Below are 15629 nucleotides of genomic sequence, written 5' to 3'. Positions count from 1 at the left end.
AGCGGCCGTCAGGCCACCGGAGCGGCGGCGAGCAGGGCGGCGATGCGGCCCCGGCATCCGCCGCAGCCGGTGCCGGCCCTCGTGCACCGGCCGACCTCCTCCACCGTGCCGCACCCGTCGTGGACGGCCTCGGCGATGCGCCCGGCCGTCACGCCGTTGCACCAGCACACCGTCGCCTCCGGTCCGAGCGGATCCTCGTCCGGTGCCGCGGCGGTGTCAGGCGCATCCAGGCGCAGCAGCGCGGCGGGATCGGTCAGCAGCGCTCCCCCGCGCTCGTACCGCAGCGTCAGCTCGGCGCCGGCCTGAGGCAGGCCGACCGACACGAATCCGGCGAGCACGCCGTCACGGACCACGGTCTTCAGGTAGGCGCCGCGCGCCGGGTCCACCCAGACGCTCACCTCGGCGTCCGTCGACCACGGCTCCGCCGCGCAGTCCCCGCCCGAGACGACGTCGATCCCCCGGGCCTTGAGCATGACCGTCGTCGGCCGCTCGTGCAGCGCGACGGAGGCGTCGGCCCCGACCGGCGCTCCTTCCGCCTCGGCGCGCAGACCGGCGGCGACCGCGGCGGCCTGCCGCCAGCCGGGCCCGATCAGCCCGCTCGGCGCGCCGGCGACGCGCCCGGCGGCATCCGCCGAGCCCGGCTCGGCGATCTGCGCACAGTCGCCGATCGCGAACACGTCAGGATCCGTCCAGGTGCGCAGTGCGGCGTCCACGAGCACGCCGGTCGCGCAGGCCAGGCCGGCACTGCGCGCGAGCTCCACCCGCGGGGCGACCCCGCAGGAGAGCACGAGCAGATCGCCGCGCGTGTAAGTTCCGTCGGCGCAGAGGATCCCGCCGAAGACCGGCCCTGCCGGGGTCTCCCGGAACTCGACCGCCTCCGCGCGGGAGTGCGCCGCCATCCGCAGCCCGGCGCGCTGCGCCGCCCGGCCGAGCATGCGCCCGCCGCCCTCGTCGAGATTGCGCGCCATCGGCGCGGGCCCGTGGTGCACGACGGTCACGCGTGCTCCGTGCTCGGCCGCGAGCAGGGCGAACTCCATGCCGAGCACCCCGGCGCCGAGCACGACGATCGACCCTCCCCCGGCGACGATCGGGGCGACCGCCTCGGCGTCGGCGAGGTCCCGCAGCGCGAGCACGCCGGCGGGCAGCGGAGCGCCGTGCCCGTCCTGGCCGGGCGCGGCTCCGCGCACGGGCCGGCTCCCCTCGAGCCCGGTAAGGGTCGGCACGTTCGCCCGGGCGCCCGTGGCCAGCACGAGCCGGTCGTAAGGGACGTCCTCGCCCGCCGCGGTGCGCACCAGGTGGCGCTCGCGGTCGATCGCGACCGCGGTCTCGGCGAGCCGGATCCGTACCCCTGCCGCGCGTGCGGCCGCGGTGTCGGCGATCTCGAGGCGGGCGCGATCGGTGGCCCCGACGGCGTACTCGGCCAGGAGCACCCGGTTGTACGCGTCCTCCGCCTCGGCGCCGAGCACGACGAGCGAGATCCGCCCGGCCGCGACGGCGGGCAGCATCTCCTCGACGAACCGCGCCCCGACGGGGCCGTAGCCGATCAGGACCACTCGCATCGCACAGGTCATGCCGCCTCCTCCTCGTACGTCCCGGCACCCGGGTCGCCCTCGCGCGGGCCCTCCGCTGTCGCGGCAGGGGCCGCGCTGACGACGACCGTCGTGCGCTTGAACTCCGGCATCCCGGAGACCGGATCCGTCGTCGCCGCGGTGAGCAGGTTCGCGCACTCGGATCCGGCGAAATGGAACGGCAGGAACACGGTGTCCATCCGGATCCGGCTCACCAGTCGCGCCACGGCCTCGACCGTGCCCCGGCGGTTGGCGACCCGCACGCGGTCGCCGTCCGCGATGCCCAGGCGCGCCGCCGTCGCGGGGTGCAGCTCGGCGTGCGCATGCGGCTGCGCGTCCAGGAGTTCGGGAACCCGCCGCGTCTGCGCGCCGGACTGGTAGTGCTCCAGCAGGCGGCCCGTGACGAGGGTGAGCACGGCGCTCGGTTGCGGCGCCTCCGCGGCGGCGCGGCGCGCGTCGTCGGCGTCGCGGTCGGAGCCGGCGACGTCGGCAGTCGCGGCGAGGTCGTCGGCGTCGCGATCGGCGGCCGTGAGGTCGCGGGGACGCACCGGCACGAGCCGCGCCCGGCCGTCGGCATGCCCGAAGCCCTCGGCGAACAGCCGCGGCGTGCCGTCGGATCCGGGCCGGTACGGCCAGTGCGCCGCCTGCCCCTCCGCGAGCCGCGCATCCAGCGTCGCATGGCTGAGCCCGGAGTAGTCCGCGATGCCGCCCGCTGAGGCACGGGCGAGCTCGTCGAACACGACCGCCGGATCCGTGGGCCACTCCGACGGGGCGCCCAGCCGTGCGGCGAGGTCGGCGAGGATGTCGAGCTCGCTGCGCACGCCGTCCGGGGCGGGCAGCGCGCGGCGGCGCCGGAGGACCCGGCCCTCCAGGTTGGTCATGGTGCCCTCCTCCTCCGCCCACTGCGTCACCGGCAGCACGACGTCGGCCAGCGCCGCGGTCTCGGAGAGCACGAAGTCGCACACCACCAGCAGGTCGAGGCGCTCCAGCCCCGCGCGCACCGCGGACGCGTCGGGGGCGGAGATCACGACGTTCGCGCCGTGCACGAGCAGCGCCCGCACGCCGTCCGGGCGACCGAGCATGCCCAGCAGCTCCACGGCCGGGACACCGGGGCCGGGGAGGACGTCGGGGTCGACGCCCCACACCGCGGCGACCGCGGCGCGGTCGGCCGGGTCGGCGATCTTCCGGTACCCGGGCAGCTGGTCGCTCTTCTGCCCGTGCTCGCGGCCGCCCTGGCCGTTCCCCTGTCCGGTGAGCGTGCCGTAGCCGGAGCCCCGCCGGCCGGGCAGACCCAGCAGCAGGGCGAGGTTGATCGCCGCGGTGGCCGTGTCGGTGCCGTCGGCGTGCTGCTCCACGCCGCGTCCGGTGAGGATGTAGGTGCCGCGGCCGCGCGCCAGGCGGTGCGCGACCTCCCGCAGCTGCGCCACGGGGATGCCGGTGACCTGCTGCACCCGCTCCGGCCACCACGAGGCGACGCTGCGCCGCACCTCGTCGAGGCCGACCGTGCGGGCGGCGAGGTCGTCGAGGTCGGCGAGCCCGTCCGCGAGAACGAGGTGGGCGAGCCCGAGCAGCAGCACGAGATCGGTGCCCGGCGCCGGCTGCAGGTGCGTGCCGCCGCCGTCGGCCGTGAGCTCGGCGGTCTGCGAGCGGCGCGGATCCACCACGATCAGGCCGCCCGCGGCGCGGGCGCCTGCGAGGTGCGAGAGCAGCGGGGGCATGGTCGCGGCGACGTTCGAGCCGAGCAGCAGGATCGTGTCGGCGTCGTCGAGGTCGGTGACGGGGAACGGCAGGCCCCGGTCGACCCCGAAGGCGCGGTTGCCGGCCGCGGCCGCCGAGGACATGCAGAACCGGCCGTTGTAGTCGATCCGGGAGGTGCCCAGCGCCAGCCGCGCGAACTTGCCGAGCAGGTACGCCTTCTCGTTCGTGAGACCTCCCCCGCCGAACACGGCGACGGCGTCGGCGCCGTGATCGCGGCGGATCCCGCTCAGCTCCGCGGCGATCCGGTCGAGCGCCTCGTCCCAGGTGGCCGGCTGCAGGACGCCGTCCCGGCGGATCAGGGGCGTGGTCAGCCGGCCCGGTGCGGCCAGGAGCTCGGCCGAGGTCCAGCCCTTCTTGCACAGCCCGCCGCGGTTCGTGGGGAACATCCGCGGGGCCACCCGCACCGGGGCGGGACGGCCGGGGTCGGGGGTGAGCGTCATCGCGCACTGCAGGGCGCAGTACGGACAGTGCGTGTCGACGCCGTCCTCGGTGGTCGTCGCAGAGCCGGTGCTCGGGGCCGTCATCCCCGCCGCCTCAGATCCGGACCCCGCGGCGGCGTCCGCGGATCAGCACGGCGACGGTCACCCCGAGCAGCACCGCGTAGGCGACCACGAACCAGCCGAGGCCCGCCGCGTACCCGCCCGTCGCGGCCTTGGACAGGCCGAGCGCCTGCGGCACGACGAACCCGCCGTAGGCGCCGAGGGCCGACACGATGCCCAGCGCGGCGGCCGCGGCGCGCTGGGCACCCGCGTCTCCCGAGCTCGCCTGCCCGTCGGCGGCGCCGGCACGCAGAGCGAACAGGGTCGGGATCATCCGGTAGGTGGCGCCGTTGCCCGCGCCGCTCGCGACGAACAGCAGCAGGAAGAAGCCGAGGAACAGCCAGAACGAGTGCAGCGGCAGCGTGAGCACCACGGCCAGGGCGCCGAGCGCCATGACCGCGAACGCGGCGATCGTGACGGTGCTGCCGCCGAAGCGGTCCGCCAGGCGTCCGCCGAACGGGCGGGCGAGGGATCCGACCAGCGCGCCGACGAACGCGAGCGAGAGGGTCGCGCCACCCAGCGGGAACGCGCTGTACGCGGGGAACTGGTCGGCGATGAGCTTGGGGAACACGGCCGAGAAGCCGATGAAGGATCCGAACGTGCCGATGTACAGCAGCGCCATCAGCCACAGGGCGGGGGCGCGCAGGGCCGCGAGCGAGGCCTTCACGTCGGCGCGGGCGCTGGTGAGGTTGTCCATCCGGAACCAGGCTCCGATCGCCGCGACCAGGATGAACGGCACCCAGATCAGTCCGGCGAGCGGCAGCTGCAGCGTCGCGCCCGCCCCGAGCGTGATCACGGTCGGCACGACGAACTGCGCGACCGCGGCGCCCAGGTTCCCGCCCGCGGCATTCAGGCCGAGCGCCCAGCCCTTCTGGCGCTGCGGATAGAAGCTCGTGATGTTCGCCATAGAGCTCGCGAAGTTTCCGCCGCCGAGGCCGGCCAGCGCCGCCATGATCAGCATCACCGGGAACGGCGTGCGCGGATCCGCCACGCAGATCGCGAGCCCGATCGCGGGGATCAGCAGCAGCGCCGCCGACACGATCGTCCAGTTCCGGCCGCCGAACCGCGGCACCATGAACGTGTACGGGAAGCGCAGCGTCGCGCCGACGAGACTGGGGATCGAGATCAGCCAGAAGGTCTGCGTCACGGTGAAGTGGAACCCGGCGTGGGGCAGGACGACCACGACGATCGACCAGAGCTGCCAGACCACGAACCCGAGGAACTCGGCGAAGATCGACCAGCGCAGATTGCGCCGGGCGATGGCCGCCCCTGCCGCGTCCCACTGCTGCCGATCCTCGGCATCCCATCCCGAGATCCATCGTCCGGGGTGGAAGACGAGGCCGCCGGTGGCGGCGTCGGGCGTCCGGGGCTCCGTGCGATCGTCGAGCGGAGCGGTGCGGATCGTCGCGGTGCTGGTCATGGCGAACCTCCTGTCGGTGTGTGCGCCTCACGCTAGGGACCCTGTGTTTCCGGCTCTCGCGCACCCGGTGACACCTGTGTGTCGAAGTCCTCTCGGCGGCCGCAGCGCGCTGTGAGGCGTCGCCAGCGACCGCGGCGACCTCGACGGCATGCTCGCGCCGCTGGCCGCAGACGTGCGCTGGACCGAGGCCGCGGGCTTCCCGTGCGCGGGCACGTACGTCGGCCCGGCCGCCGTCGCGGAGAACGTGTTCGAGCGGCTCCAGGAGGACTGGGACGACTACACGCTCGCCGTGGACGAGGTCGTGGACGGCGGCGACACCGTGATCGGAATCGGCACCTACTCCGGCACCAACAAGCGCACCGGACGCTTCTTCGCCGCCCGCGTCGCGCACGTGTGGCGGCTCTCCGGCGGCGAGGTCGTCGCCTTCGAGCAGTTCACCGACACCGAGATGATCTCCCGCGCCCTGCGCGACTGAACGCGCCGGGCCGCACCGGTCTGCACCACACCGCGGGGTCCGCCCGCACCCGAGAAAGACAGGAATCACATGAACAAGCGCATCACCGCCGCAGCAGCGCTGCTCGCCGCGGGCATGCTGGCCCTGGCCGGCTGCTCCGGATCCGGCGGAGGCGGATCCTCGGATCCCATCGTCGTCGGATCCGTCAACACCATCTCGGGACCTGCGACCTTCCCCGAGGCCTCGCAGGCCGCGAAGGCCGTGTTCGACCAGTTCAACGCCGACGGCGGCCTGAACGGCCAGAAGATCGACTACAAGGCCCTCGACGACAAGGGCGACCCTGCCACCGCGACCGCGAACGCCCGCGAGCTCGTCGGCAGCGACAACGCCGTGGCGATGGTCGGCTCGGCGAGCCTGATCGAGTGCGACCTGAACAAGAAGTACTACGAGCAGGAGGGCATCCTCTCGATCCCCGGCATCGGCGTCGACACGGGCTGCTTCGACAGCAAGAGCATCTCGCCCGCCAACGTCGGCCCGTACAACGACCTCACCCTCACGCTCACGTACGGCTCCGAGGTGCTGAAGCTCGACAACATCTGCGTGCTGCTGGAGATCGCCGGCTCCACCCGCCCGACCTACCGGGCCGCGATCGACAAGTGGACCAAGGCGACCGGCAAGAAGCCGTCCTACGTGGACGACACCCTGCCCTACGGTGCGAGCGACTACACGCCGTACATCGTGAAGGCCCGCCAGGCCGGCTGCAAGGCCCTCGCCGTGAACCCCATCGAGCCGGACGCGATCGGCCAGATCAAGGCCGCCAACGCGCAGGGCTGGAACGACGTCACGTTCCTGTACCTGACCAGCGTCTACAGCGACAACTTCGCCCAGGCCGTGGACAACGCCGGCGCCGGCGTCTACGTCCCCGCCGAGTTCTAACCGTTCACCGATGACAACGCCATCAACAAGGGCTGGCGCAACCTGATGACGAAGAACAAGATCCCGCTCACGTCGTTCAGCCAGGGCGGCTACCTCGCCGCGACGCACTTCATCCAGGTGCTGAAGACGATCAAGGGCGACATCACCCGCGAGAGCGTCACCGCGGCGCTGAAGAGCATGAAGCCCATCGACGACAAGATGATCGGCACGCCGTACACCTTCGGCGTCGACAACACCGCGGGCTGGCCGATCGTGCTGAAGAGCGGCACCCACAAGTGGGAGAAAGTCTCGGACGACTGGCTGCGCCTGACCAAGTGACCTGAGGATCCGGTCTGTTCGGTCCTGAGCCCGTCGAAGGGCCCGAACAGGCCGGATCCGTCCCCTTCCCGGACGCGTCCACTGGCTCAGCGACCGGAACAACGAAAGGACGACGCCATGTTGCAGGGCGCCATCGCCGGTCTCGCCGCCGGCGGCCTCTACGCGGTGCTGGGCGTGTGCCTCACCCTGATGTCACGCCTGGTGCGGGTGGTGAACTTCGCCCAGGCCGCCACCGGCATGTTCGGCGCGTTCAGCGCCGTCTGGCTGGTGCGCCAGGCCGGGCTGCCGATCTGGCTGGGCTCCCTCCTCGGCGTCCTCTTCGCGGGGATCCTCTCCGTCGCGATCGGCTGGATCGCGGCGACCTGGCTGTCGGAGGCGTCCACCACGACGCGCTCGGCGATGACGGTCGGGCCGCTGCTGCTGCTGATCTCGCTGTCGTTCATCCTGTTCGGCAACAAGCCGCAGCCGTTCGACCCGATCATCGCGGGCCCCGCGTTCTCGGTCGGCGGCGTCGTCGTCAGCCAGGTCACCGTCGCCACCGTGCTGATGGCGATCGTGACCGCGCTGCTGGTCAAGCTCGTGCTCAGCCGCACCCGGGTCGGCGTGCAGCTGCGCGCGCTGTCCGAGCGGCCCACTACCGCGGAGCTCCTCGGCATCCGCTCCCGCCCGCTGTCGATCGCGGTCTGGTTCGTGACGGGCGTGATCGGCGCGATCGCGATCATCATCGTCGCCCCCTGGCAGTCCAACGACGCGACCGGGCTGGCGATGCTGATCATCCCCGCGGCCGCCGCTGCGCTGCTCGGCGGGTTCAAGCGTCTCGACCTCACCGTCGTGGGCGGGCTCGTCCTCGGCGTGCTCGGCGGCCTCGTCGCGCAGATCAACCAGGTCGCGCTCGTGCGCAACTTCCTGCCGTTCCTGTTCATCGTGATCCTGCTGCTCTGGACGCAGCGCAAGGAGGTGTGGGATGCCGCGCGCTGACCGCCCGCTCGCCTCGGGCCTCACCCGGAATCCGCTGTTCCGCAACACCTGGCCGTTCGCGGTCGCCGTGGTCTGCGTGCTCGTCGGACTCGTGCTGTCGAACGTGCTCTCCGGATACTTCGTCTTCCTCGCGATCAGCGCCGTCACGGCCGCGATCGCGATCCTGGGACTCGGGATCGTGACGGGCTCCGCCGGCATGATCGCGCTCTGCCAGCTCACCTTCGCCGCCGTGGGCGCCTGGATCGTGGCGCTGTGCAACCTCCGGCACGTGCCGGGCGGCTTCATCGTCTGGCTCATCGCCGGCGGCATCGCGGCGGGCCTGGTCGGCATGCTCGTGGGGCTGCCCGCGCTGCGCCTGCGCGGGGTCAACCTCGCCGTCGTCACCCTGGGCTTCGCGGCGGCGGCCGACGTGACGCTCGTGCAGATCCAGTTCCCCGGATCCGCCGACAGCATCTCGATCGACCGGCCCGCCGGCTTCACGAGCGACAAGCAGTTCTTCTTCCTCTCGATCATCGTGCTCGTGGTGTGCGCCCTCGGCGTCTTCTTCCTGCAGCGCGGTCGCTGGGGCGCGAGCTGGAAGGCCGTCGCCTTCTCGGAGCGCGGCACGGCCGCGGCCGGGCAGAGCGTGCAGAGCGCCAAGCTCACCGCGTTCGCCGTCTCCGCAGCCCTCGGCGGGATCTCCGGCGGCCTGCTCGCGGGCCAGGTGCAGCTGCCGTTCGCCTCGAGCTTCACCCCGCTGCAATCGCTCGCGCTGTACGTGCTCGCGATCATGTCGGGCGCGCACCTCATCGACATGGCGGTGCTCGGCGGCATCCTGTGGGTCCTCGTGCCCGAGCTGCTCAAGCGATGGGGCATCCCGCAGGAGTGGGGCTTCGTCGTGTTCGGCGTGCTGGGCGTGCAGGCGCTCACGAGCGGCTCGAACCTCGGCCAGACCATCCGCTCGGCGATCTGGAAGCGGCAGGATCGCAAGACCGCGAACGCCGTGCTCACCGCTCTCCCCCCGGACGCCGGCGAGGGCGTCGAGGAGGTCCGCACCACGACGACCGCAGCCCTCGACCCCGCGGCGCTGACCGGCGAATCCGTGCTCACCGTGGAGGGCCTGACCGTGCAGTTCGGCGCGCTCAAGGCGCTGGACGACGTGTCGTTCCAGGTGCCGGCCGCGTCGATCATGGGCCTCATCGGCCCGAACGGCGCGGGCAAGTCGACCTTCGTGGACGCGATCAGCGGATTCCTGCCCAAGCACGGTGGCCGGGTGCTGCTGGGCGGCCGGGATCTCGCCGGGCTCTCCCCCACCCGACGCGCCCGCCTCGGCCTGCGCCGCACGTTCCAGCAGGACCGGGTGCCGCCGCTGCTCACTGTCGGCGGGTATGTGCGCTTCGTCGCGCGCCGGCGGCTGTCGCCGGCCGACATCGAGGAGACCCTCGCGTTCTTCGGCTGCCCGCCCGCACTCGCCCGGCTGTCGAGCGTCGACGTCGGCACCCGTCGCCTCGTGGAGGTCGCGGCGGCGGTGCTGTCGCAGCCGCGGCTGCTGATCCTGGACGAGCCGGCCGCAGGCCTCTCGCACGAGGAGCACCTGACCCTCGCCGCCCGCCTGCGCGAGCTGCCGGACCGCTACGGCACGGCGCTCATCATCATCGAGCACGACCTCGATCTGGTCCGCTCGGTGTGCCCGATGCTCACGGTGCTGAACTTCGGCAAGGTGCTCGCCACCGGCCCGCAGCACGAAGTGCTCGCGAACCCCGACGTCGTCAAGGCCTACATGGGAGAGACGGAGCTGCTGTCATGAGCGAACTGGTGCTGGACGGCGTCACCGTCAGCCGCGGTGCGGGCCCGGTGATCTCGGACGTCTCGCTGACCGTGCGCGGCGGCGAGGTGCTCGCACTCGTGGGCCCGAACGGAGCCGGCAAGACGAGCCTCATCGAATCGATCTCGGGAGTGACCGGGCATTCGGGCGGATCCCTGACGCTGGACGGCGAGCGCATCGACAAGCTCTCCCGAGTCTCCCGGGCGCGCAAAGGCATCGTGCACATCGAGCAGGGCCGGGCCGTGTTCCCGTCGCTCACGGTGCGCGAGAACCTGTCCCTCACCGCGCGCACCCCGGCCGAGATCGATGCGGCGCTCGCGCAGTTCCCCGAGCTCGAGAAGCGGATCGACTCCCCCACTGCGCTGCTGAGCGGCGGCGAGCAGCAGATGGTGGTGCTCGCACGGGCGTTCGCCGCGAAGCCGAAGGTCCTGCTCATCGACGAGATGTCGCTGGGCCTCGCCCCCGTCGTGTTCATGCGCCTCGTGCCCATCGTGCAGTCGATCGCCGAGTCGGGCGTGGGCGTGCTGCTCGTGGAGCAGTTCACGCATCTCGCGCTCGGGATCGCCGGGGAGGCGGTGGTCGTGGCGGGCGGGCGGGTCTCGTTCCAGGGCACGGCGAAGGAGCTGCAGGCGGATCCGCAGCTGCTGCACCGCGCCTATCTCGGCGGCTGACGACTCGACGCGAGTCCCGCTGCCGCGCATACCGGTCGACGTCCTTGCGCGTCTTTCGTCGCCCGGCACGGGGAGGTACAATCCGCACGGGGCCCGCTTTCGCACGCCCTGATCGCCGTAGCGCCGCTGGGCCGGCGCGAGGAAGACCGCGCCCCCGGACTGGGGATTCATCATGTTCGAGAACCTCATGGCCACGGCCGTCCTCCCGGCGGCGGACCTCGATCGCGCGAAGGGCTGGTGGCACGACGTGCTCGGCCGCGACCCGGTCTTCGCCGACACGGCATCGGGCAATCTGTTCTACGACGTGGGCGGCGTCATGGTCCTGGTGTACCGGAGCGACTTCGCCGGCACCGCGCAGAACACGGCGCTCAACCTCGTCACCGACGACCTCGATCGCGACGTGACGGCCCTGCGCACGCACGGAGTGGTGTTCCACGACTACGACCTGCCCGGGCTGAAGACCGTCGACGGGATCGCCGATCTCGGGGGCCTCCGCGGGGCGTGGTTCAGCGATACCGAGGGAAACATCATCGCGATCGGCCAACCTGCGCCGGAGATGATGGCGATGGTGAAGAAGACGGCGGCCGGCGCGGCCGGCTGATCGGGACACTCGCCACACCCCTGAGGCACCCGCACGGGCGTCCCAAGGGCACCCGCGCGGGCGTACGATGCGCGCATGACGTTGGAGCGCTGGCGGCGGATCGCCGAGTGGCCTCTCATCGTCGCGTCCCTGCTGTTCCTCGTCGCCTACTCGGTGCAAGTGATCGCGGATCCGAAGGGCGAGGCGGGGGTGCTCCTCGAGGGTCTGCTGTGGGTGTCGTGGGGGACGTTCCTCATCGACTACATCGTCAGTCTGGTGCTCGCGCCGCGGCGCGGTCACTGGTTCCTGACGCACCTGTTCAACCTCGCGACCGTCGTGCTGCCGATGCTGCGCCCGCTCCGGGTGCTGCGGGTCGTGACGCTCCTGTCGGTGCTGCAGCGCACCGCCGGGCGAGCGGTCCGGGGACAGATCCTCATCTATGTGACGGGCGCAACCCTGCTGGTCGTCTATGTGGCGGCCCTCGCCGAGCTCGACGCCGAGCGCATGGGCGGCGGCACGATCACCACGTTCGGCGACGCGATCTGGTGGGCGTTCACGACCATCACGACGGTCGGCTACGGGGACCTCGCGCCGACCACGCCGGAAGGGCGGACGATCGCGGTGGGACTCATGCTCAGCGGCATCGCCCTGCTCGGTGTCATCACCGCCACCTTCGCCTCATGGATCGTCGAGCAGGTCTCGGCCGAGAACACCAGCCGCCAGGCCGCGACAGTCGCGCATGTCGACGCCCTTCGCGCCGAGCTCGCGGAGATGCGGGCGGTGCTCGCTGCACGGGACGCCGCAGAGGGCGCTCCCTCGGACGGCCGCGACGAGCCACGGCCCGAAGGTGCGGCAGACCCGGACGAGCCGGGCTCGGCGCGCCCTGGTCCCTGAGCGGGGCATGCGTCCGGCCCCTGAGCTTGTCGAAGGGCCCGGATCCGCGACCCGCCGGTCCCTGAGCGAGCCGAAGGCGAGACGAAGGGCGTCGCACGCGCCCGTCGAATCTTGTGACCTTGTTGTGATCTTTTCTGGATCCGATCAGGTCCTTTTCGCCCCTGGAATGTCGGTGGCCCCGAGTTGACTAAGGGCATGACGAACACGGTCGGCATCGTGGAGGATCCCGGGGTGGACCCGGTGGATCCGGTCGCCGTGCTGGCCATGGTCACGTCCGGGCTCGCGGCGACCGAGGCGTCGATCATCCGGCTGCAAGCGGTACGGGACGCGCACCTGGCCGTCGCGCAGCGCCTCGCCGAAGACCTGGCCGCAGCGTCCGGGCCCGTGCGCGGCGAGGCGGCGGACCTCGCCGCACGCAGCGTGGCTGCCGAACTGGCCGCCGTGCTGCACATGTCCGACCGGGTGGTGCAGGGGCGGATGGCACGCGCGGCGGAGCTGATGTCCCGGTACCCGATCACGATGGAGGCGTTCAGCGACGCGCGGATCAACACCGCCCACGTCCGTCTCATCCAAGACACCGCCGCCCGCCTCGACGACGAGGCGCGGGCCGAGTTCGAACAGGCGGCGGTGGCGGCGTGCGAGGGTGAGACCCCGCATCGGGCGAAGCGGATCGTGGAACGCATCGCCGAACGCCTCGCCCCGCGCAGCCTCACCGAGCGGCACCGCACCGCGCAGGAGAAGCGGACCGTGTGGCGGGAGGAACTCCCCGACGGACAGAAGGCGCTCGGACTCATCCACTCCGCGGCGGTGATCGACGGGATCTTCGACCGGCTCACCCAGCAAGCCCGCCTGATCAAGACCGCCAACGCGAAAGCCGCGAAGGACGCGGCCTCGGGAGTCGCCCCGGACCCGGACGGCATCGGCGACCCGGACGACGACCGCACCCTCGACCAGCTGCGCGCCGACCTCTGCGCCGACACCCTCCTCACCGGCACCCCGTCCGGACACGACACCACCGCCGGGCTGCTGTCCGCGATCCAGGCGCGGGTGGAAGTCACCGTCCCCGCATTCACGGCGATGGCGGCCGACACCGGCAACAACCCCGGCACGGCGTTCGGGGTCCGCACCGAACAGCCCGCGGAACTCGCGGGCGGGCAGCCCATCGACACGGATACCGCCCGGCTCCTCGCCGGCGGCGCCACCGCATGGGAACGGGTGCTCACCCACCCGGTCACCGGGGCGATCCTCGCCGTCGACCACTACCGACCCAACGCCGACCTCCGCCGGCTCCTCCATGCAAGGGATGCCCGGTGCCGGTTCATCACCTGCGGACTGCCACCCATCACCCAGGACCTCGACCACACGATCGACGCCGCCTACGGCGGACCGACGGAGGAAGGCAACCTCGGCGGACTGTGCCGACGCCATCACGTTCTGAAGCACCAGACCGCGTGGACCGTGAAACAGCGCGGCGCCGGGATCCTGGAATGGACCAGCCCGACCGGTGCGAGCTACATCGACCAGCCGCCCCCACCGGTGACCTTCACCATCGACGAACCGGATCCACCCGACCAGCCGTCACCGTTCTGACCGTGGGTCAGACTGCGAGCTCGGCGGATCGGCACGCTTCAGGCGTACCGGCGCCCGTTCCAGGAGAGCCAGCCGTTCTGGTGCTGACCCGAGGGGTCGTGGTGCGTCCAGTGCACGGTGCCGCCCTTGTCACTCCACTCGTAGTCGCCGAGGAAGTCCACGCGGTCCCCGACCGCCAGGCCGTCGAGGCGCGGAGCGAGATCGATGTTGTGCGCGATGAGGATCGACACGCCGCCGGGCGTTCTGAGGATGAACTTCTGGTGCCGCGACCCGTCATCGTCGTCGGGGAGGATCCTTGCGACGACGCCGGTCCCCTGCACCTCCACGCCGCTGCGGTGCTTCTCGAACAGCGCGCGGACCGGGTCAGCGGCAGGATCGGAGGCCGTGCCGGTACCGGGCGCCGTGCCGGTACCGGGCGCCTTGCCCGCGCCGGGCGAGGCCACGGCCGACGGCCTCGGCGCGACCGCGGTGCCTGCAGGAGCGCCGGAGATCCAGCCCTGACCGCCCGCGAGCACCCCGAGCGCGATGAGCGCGATCACCACGACGACCGTCGCCCACTTCGTCCTCCGCGTCACGGCGCCCAGCCTAGATCACCGGAGAAGGCCCGCCCGTCACATGCCGGCGTGCTCGAACGCGGTCGTGGGCAGGTCCACGATATGGGCGCCGCCGTCGACGACGAGCACGGATCCGGTCATGTACGACGACTCGTGCGACCCGAGGAAGCGCACCACCGACGCGATCTCCGCCGGCTGGGCGGGGCGGTGCAGCGGCACGTCCGCCGTGACCGTGGCGTACGCCTCCTCACGGGAGGTCAGCCCCGCGTGCGCCGCGAACTCGTCCATCTCCTCGTCGGCCATGGGCGTCTGCACCCATCCCGGGCACACCGCGTTCACGCGCACGCCGTGCTTGCCGTAGTCGCGCGCCAGGGTGCGGGTGAGGCCGATGAGCGCATGCTTGCCGACCGTGTACCCGGCGACCGAGGGGCCCGCGAAGAGCCCGGCGAGCGAGGAAATCATCAAGGACCTCACCGGGTTCGACCTCAGCTGGATCGTCTGGGGCCTGCTCTCGATCGCGGTCTGCTTCGTGCTCGCCCGGATCGGCGTGGACTTCTCCTCGAAGGTGCTCGGCGTCTGCCTGGTGCTGGAGACCACGATGCTCGTCGTGTTCGACATCTCGGTGCTCGTGCAGAAGGGCTACGACTTCGCGGCCTTCAGCCCCGAGTGGGTGTTCTCCGGATCCCTCCCGATCGGCATGCTGCTCGCGGCGACCGGCTTCCTCGGTTTCGAGGCCACGGCCCTGTTCGGCGAGGAGGCGAAGGATCCGCTGCGCACGGTCCCGCGCGCCACCTACACGGCGATCATCGCGATCGCCGTCATCCTCGGGGTCACCGCCTGGGCGGTCGTCAGCGCGATCGGCGTGCCGAAGGCGCAGAAGGTCGGGCTCGACCACCTCGCGAACGGCGACCTGATCTTCTCCCTCGCGCAGCGCTACCTGGGCGGACCGCTGACCACGGTCATGATGATCCTGCTGCTGGTCAGCCTGTTCGCGGCCATGCTCGCCTTCCACAACTCCGCCAGCCGCTACCTGTACGCCCTCGGCCGAGCCCGGGTGCTGCCGAGCGTGCTCGCCCGCACCCGGGAGAGCGGATCCCCCGCGGTCGCCGGCATCGTGCAGGCCGGCTTCGCGGCGATCGTCGCGCTGATCTTCTTCTTCGCGGGAGCGGATCCGATCCTCACCGTCGTGCCCGCGATGCTCGGCTTCGGCACCCTCAGCGTGCTCATCCTGCAGGGCCTCGCCGCGCTGTCGATCGTCGTCGCGTTCCGCCGGCAGCAGGACGGCCGCTGGTGGAGCACGTTCGTCGCGCCCGGCCTCGGCTTCCTCGGCATCACCGCGATCTCGATCCTCGCCATCGTGAACTTCGACATCGTCGCCGGATCCGACGCCCTCGCCATCCGGCTGATGCCGCTGCTGCTCGTGCTCGCCCTGATCGGCGGCATCGGATATGCGGCCTATCTCAAGCGCGCCAAGCCCGCGGTCTACGACGGACTCGCCACCGACCTGGAGCGGATCAGCGCGGGCTGATCCCAACCCTCCGACCGACTTCCGGCTCCCGGCGCGA

Annotated in this window: 12 protein-coding genes and 2 pseudogenes; 9 read left to right on the top strand and 5 right to left on the bottom strand. The window is 72.0% G+C overall.

The features are described 5' to 3' along the window. Positions 1–8: 8 nt before the first annotated feature. Genes ACYQ1L_RS04875 through ACYQ1L_RS04865 form a run of 3 tightly spaced genes read right to left on the bottom strand, consistent with a single transcriptional unit; the run spans position 9 to position 5285 of the window. A complete protein-coding gene (locus ACYQ1L_RS04875) occupies positions 9–1571 on the bottom strand; it encodes an FAD-dependent oxidoreductase (RefSeq protein WP_460003119.1) in 1563 nt (520 codons plus the stop codon). Beyond that, positions 1568–3850 carry a molybdopterin oxidoreductase family protein gene (locus ACYQ1L_RS04870; protein WP_460003118.1) on the bottom strand — a complete coding sequence of 761 codons (2283 nt, stop codon included), beginning with the start codon at positions 3848–3850 and terminating at the stop codon, positions 1568–1570. Before ACYQ1L_RS04870 ends, ACYQ1L_RS04875 begins: the two co-directional genes overlap by 4 nt. Positions 3851–3860: 10 nt before the next feature. Then, the gene (locus ACYQ1L_RS04865) at positions 3861–5285 is read right to left on the bottom strand and encodes an MFS transporter (protein WP_460003117.1); all 1425 of its coding nucleotides are present in this window, start codon (positions 5283–5285) and stop codon (positions 3861–3863) included. A 136-nt stretch (positions 5286–5421) separates the two neighbouring features. Between ACYQ1L_RS04865 and ACYQ1L_RS04860 the strand changes: the two are divergent. From ACYQ1L_RS04860 to ACYQ1L_RS04825, 8 genes and pseudogenes are all read left to right on the top strand, one after another. Then, a pseudogene (locus ACYQ1L_RS04860) lies at positions 5422–5760 on the top strand (nuclear transport factor 2 family protein); the annotation flags it as partial. A 69-nt stretch (positions 5761–5829) separates the two neighbouring features. After that, a pseudogene (locus tag ACYQ1L_RS04855) lies at positions 5830–6993 on the top strand (ABC transporter substrate-binding protein). A 117-nt stretch (positions 6994–7110) separates the two neighbouring features. After that, positions 7111–7971 carry an ABC transporter permease subunit gene (locus ACYQ1L_RS04850; protein WP_460003116.1) on the top strand — a complete coding sequence of 287 codons (861 nt, stop codon included), beginning with the start codon at positions 7111–7113 and terminating at the stop codon, positions 7969–7971. Beyond that, positions 7958–9757 (top strand): branched-chain amino acid ABC transporter ATP-binding protein/permease, encoded by a 1800-nt coding sequence (locus tag ACYQ1L_RS04845; protein WP_460003115.1) that lies wholly within the window; start codon positions 7958–7960, stop codon positions 9755–9757. Before ACYQ1L_RS04850 ends, ACYQ1L_RS04845 begins: the two co-directional genes overlap by 14 nt. Next, positions 9754–10446 (top strand): ABC transporter ATP-binding protein, encoded by a 693-nt coding sequence (locus tag ACYQ1L_RS04840; protein WP_460003114.1) that lies wholly within the window; start codon positions 9754–9756, stop codon positions 10444–10446. Before ACYQ1L_RS04845 ends, ACYQ1L_RS04840 begins: the two co-directional genes overlap by 4 nt. A gap of 172 nt (positions 10447–10618) precedes the next feature. Next, positions 10619–11047 (top strand): VOC family protein, encoded by a 429-nt coding sequence (locus tag ACYQ1L_RS04835; protein WP_460003113.1) that lies wholly within the window; start codon positions 10619–10621, stop codon positions 11045–11047. A 75-nt stretch (positions 11048–11122) separates the two neighbouring features. Then, a complete protein-coding gene (locus tag ACYQ1L_RS04830) occupies positions 11123–11920 on the top strand; it encodes a potassium channel family protein (protein WP_460003112.1) in 798 nt (265 codons plus the stop codon). Positions 11921–12115: 195 nt separating this feature from the next. Next, on the top strand, positions 12116–13510 hold the full coding sequence (locus ACYQ1L_RS04825; protein WP_460003111.1) for an HNH endonuclease signature motif containing protein: 1395 nt from the start codon (positions 12116–12118) through the stop codon (positions 13508–13510). Between the two features lie 38 nt (positions 13511–13548). Here the strand turns inward: ACYQ1L_RS04825 and ACYQ1L_RS04820 are convergent, their stop codons facing one another. Continuing rightward, the gene (locus ACYQ1L_RS04820; RefSeq protein ID WP_460003110.1) at positions 13549–14085 is read right to left on the bottom strand and encodes a DUF3465 domain-containing protein; all 537 of its coding nucleotides are present in this window, start codon (positions 14083–14085) and stop codon (positions 13549–13551) included. 36 nt (positions 14086–14121) lie between these two features. Then, positions 14122–14526, bottom strand: a complete 405-nt coding sequence (locus ACYQ1L_RS04815; protein ID WP_460003109.1) for an SDR family oxidoreductase — start codon at positions 14524–14526, stop codon at positions 14122–14124. On the opposite strand from ACYQ1L_RS04815, the gene ACYQ1L_RS04810 reads away from it, so the two are divergent. Continuing rightward, the gene (locus tag ACYQ1L_RS04810) at positions 14474–15592 is read left to right on the top strand and encodes an APC family permease (RefSeq protein WP_460005758.1); all 1119 of its coding nucleotides are present in this window, start codon (positions 14474–14476) and stop codon (positions 15590–15592) included. The genes ACYQ1L_RS04815 and ACYQ1L_RS04810 overlap by 53 nt on opposite strands. Positions 15593–15629 lie beyond the last annotated feature (37 nt).

The sequence above is a fragment of the Microbacterium xylanilyticum genome (genome assembly GCF_054654695.1).
This window is presented reverse-complemented; position numbering and strand designations above follow the sequence as displayed.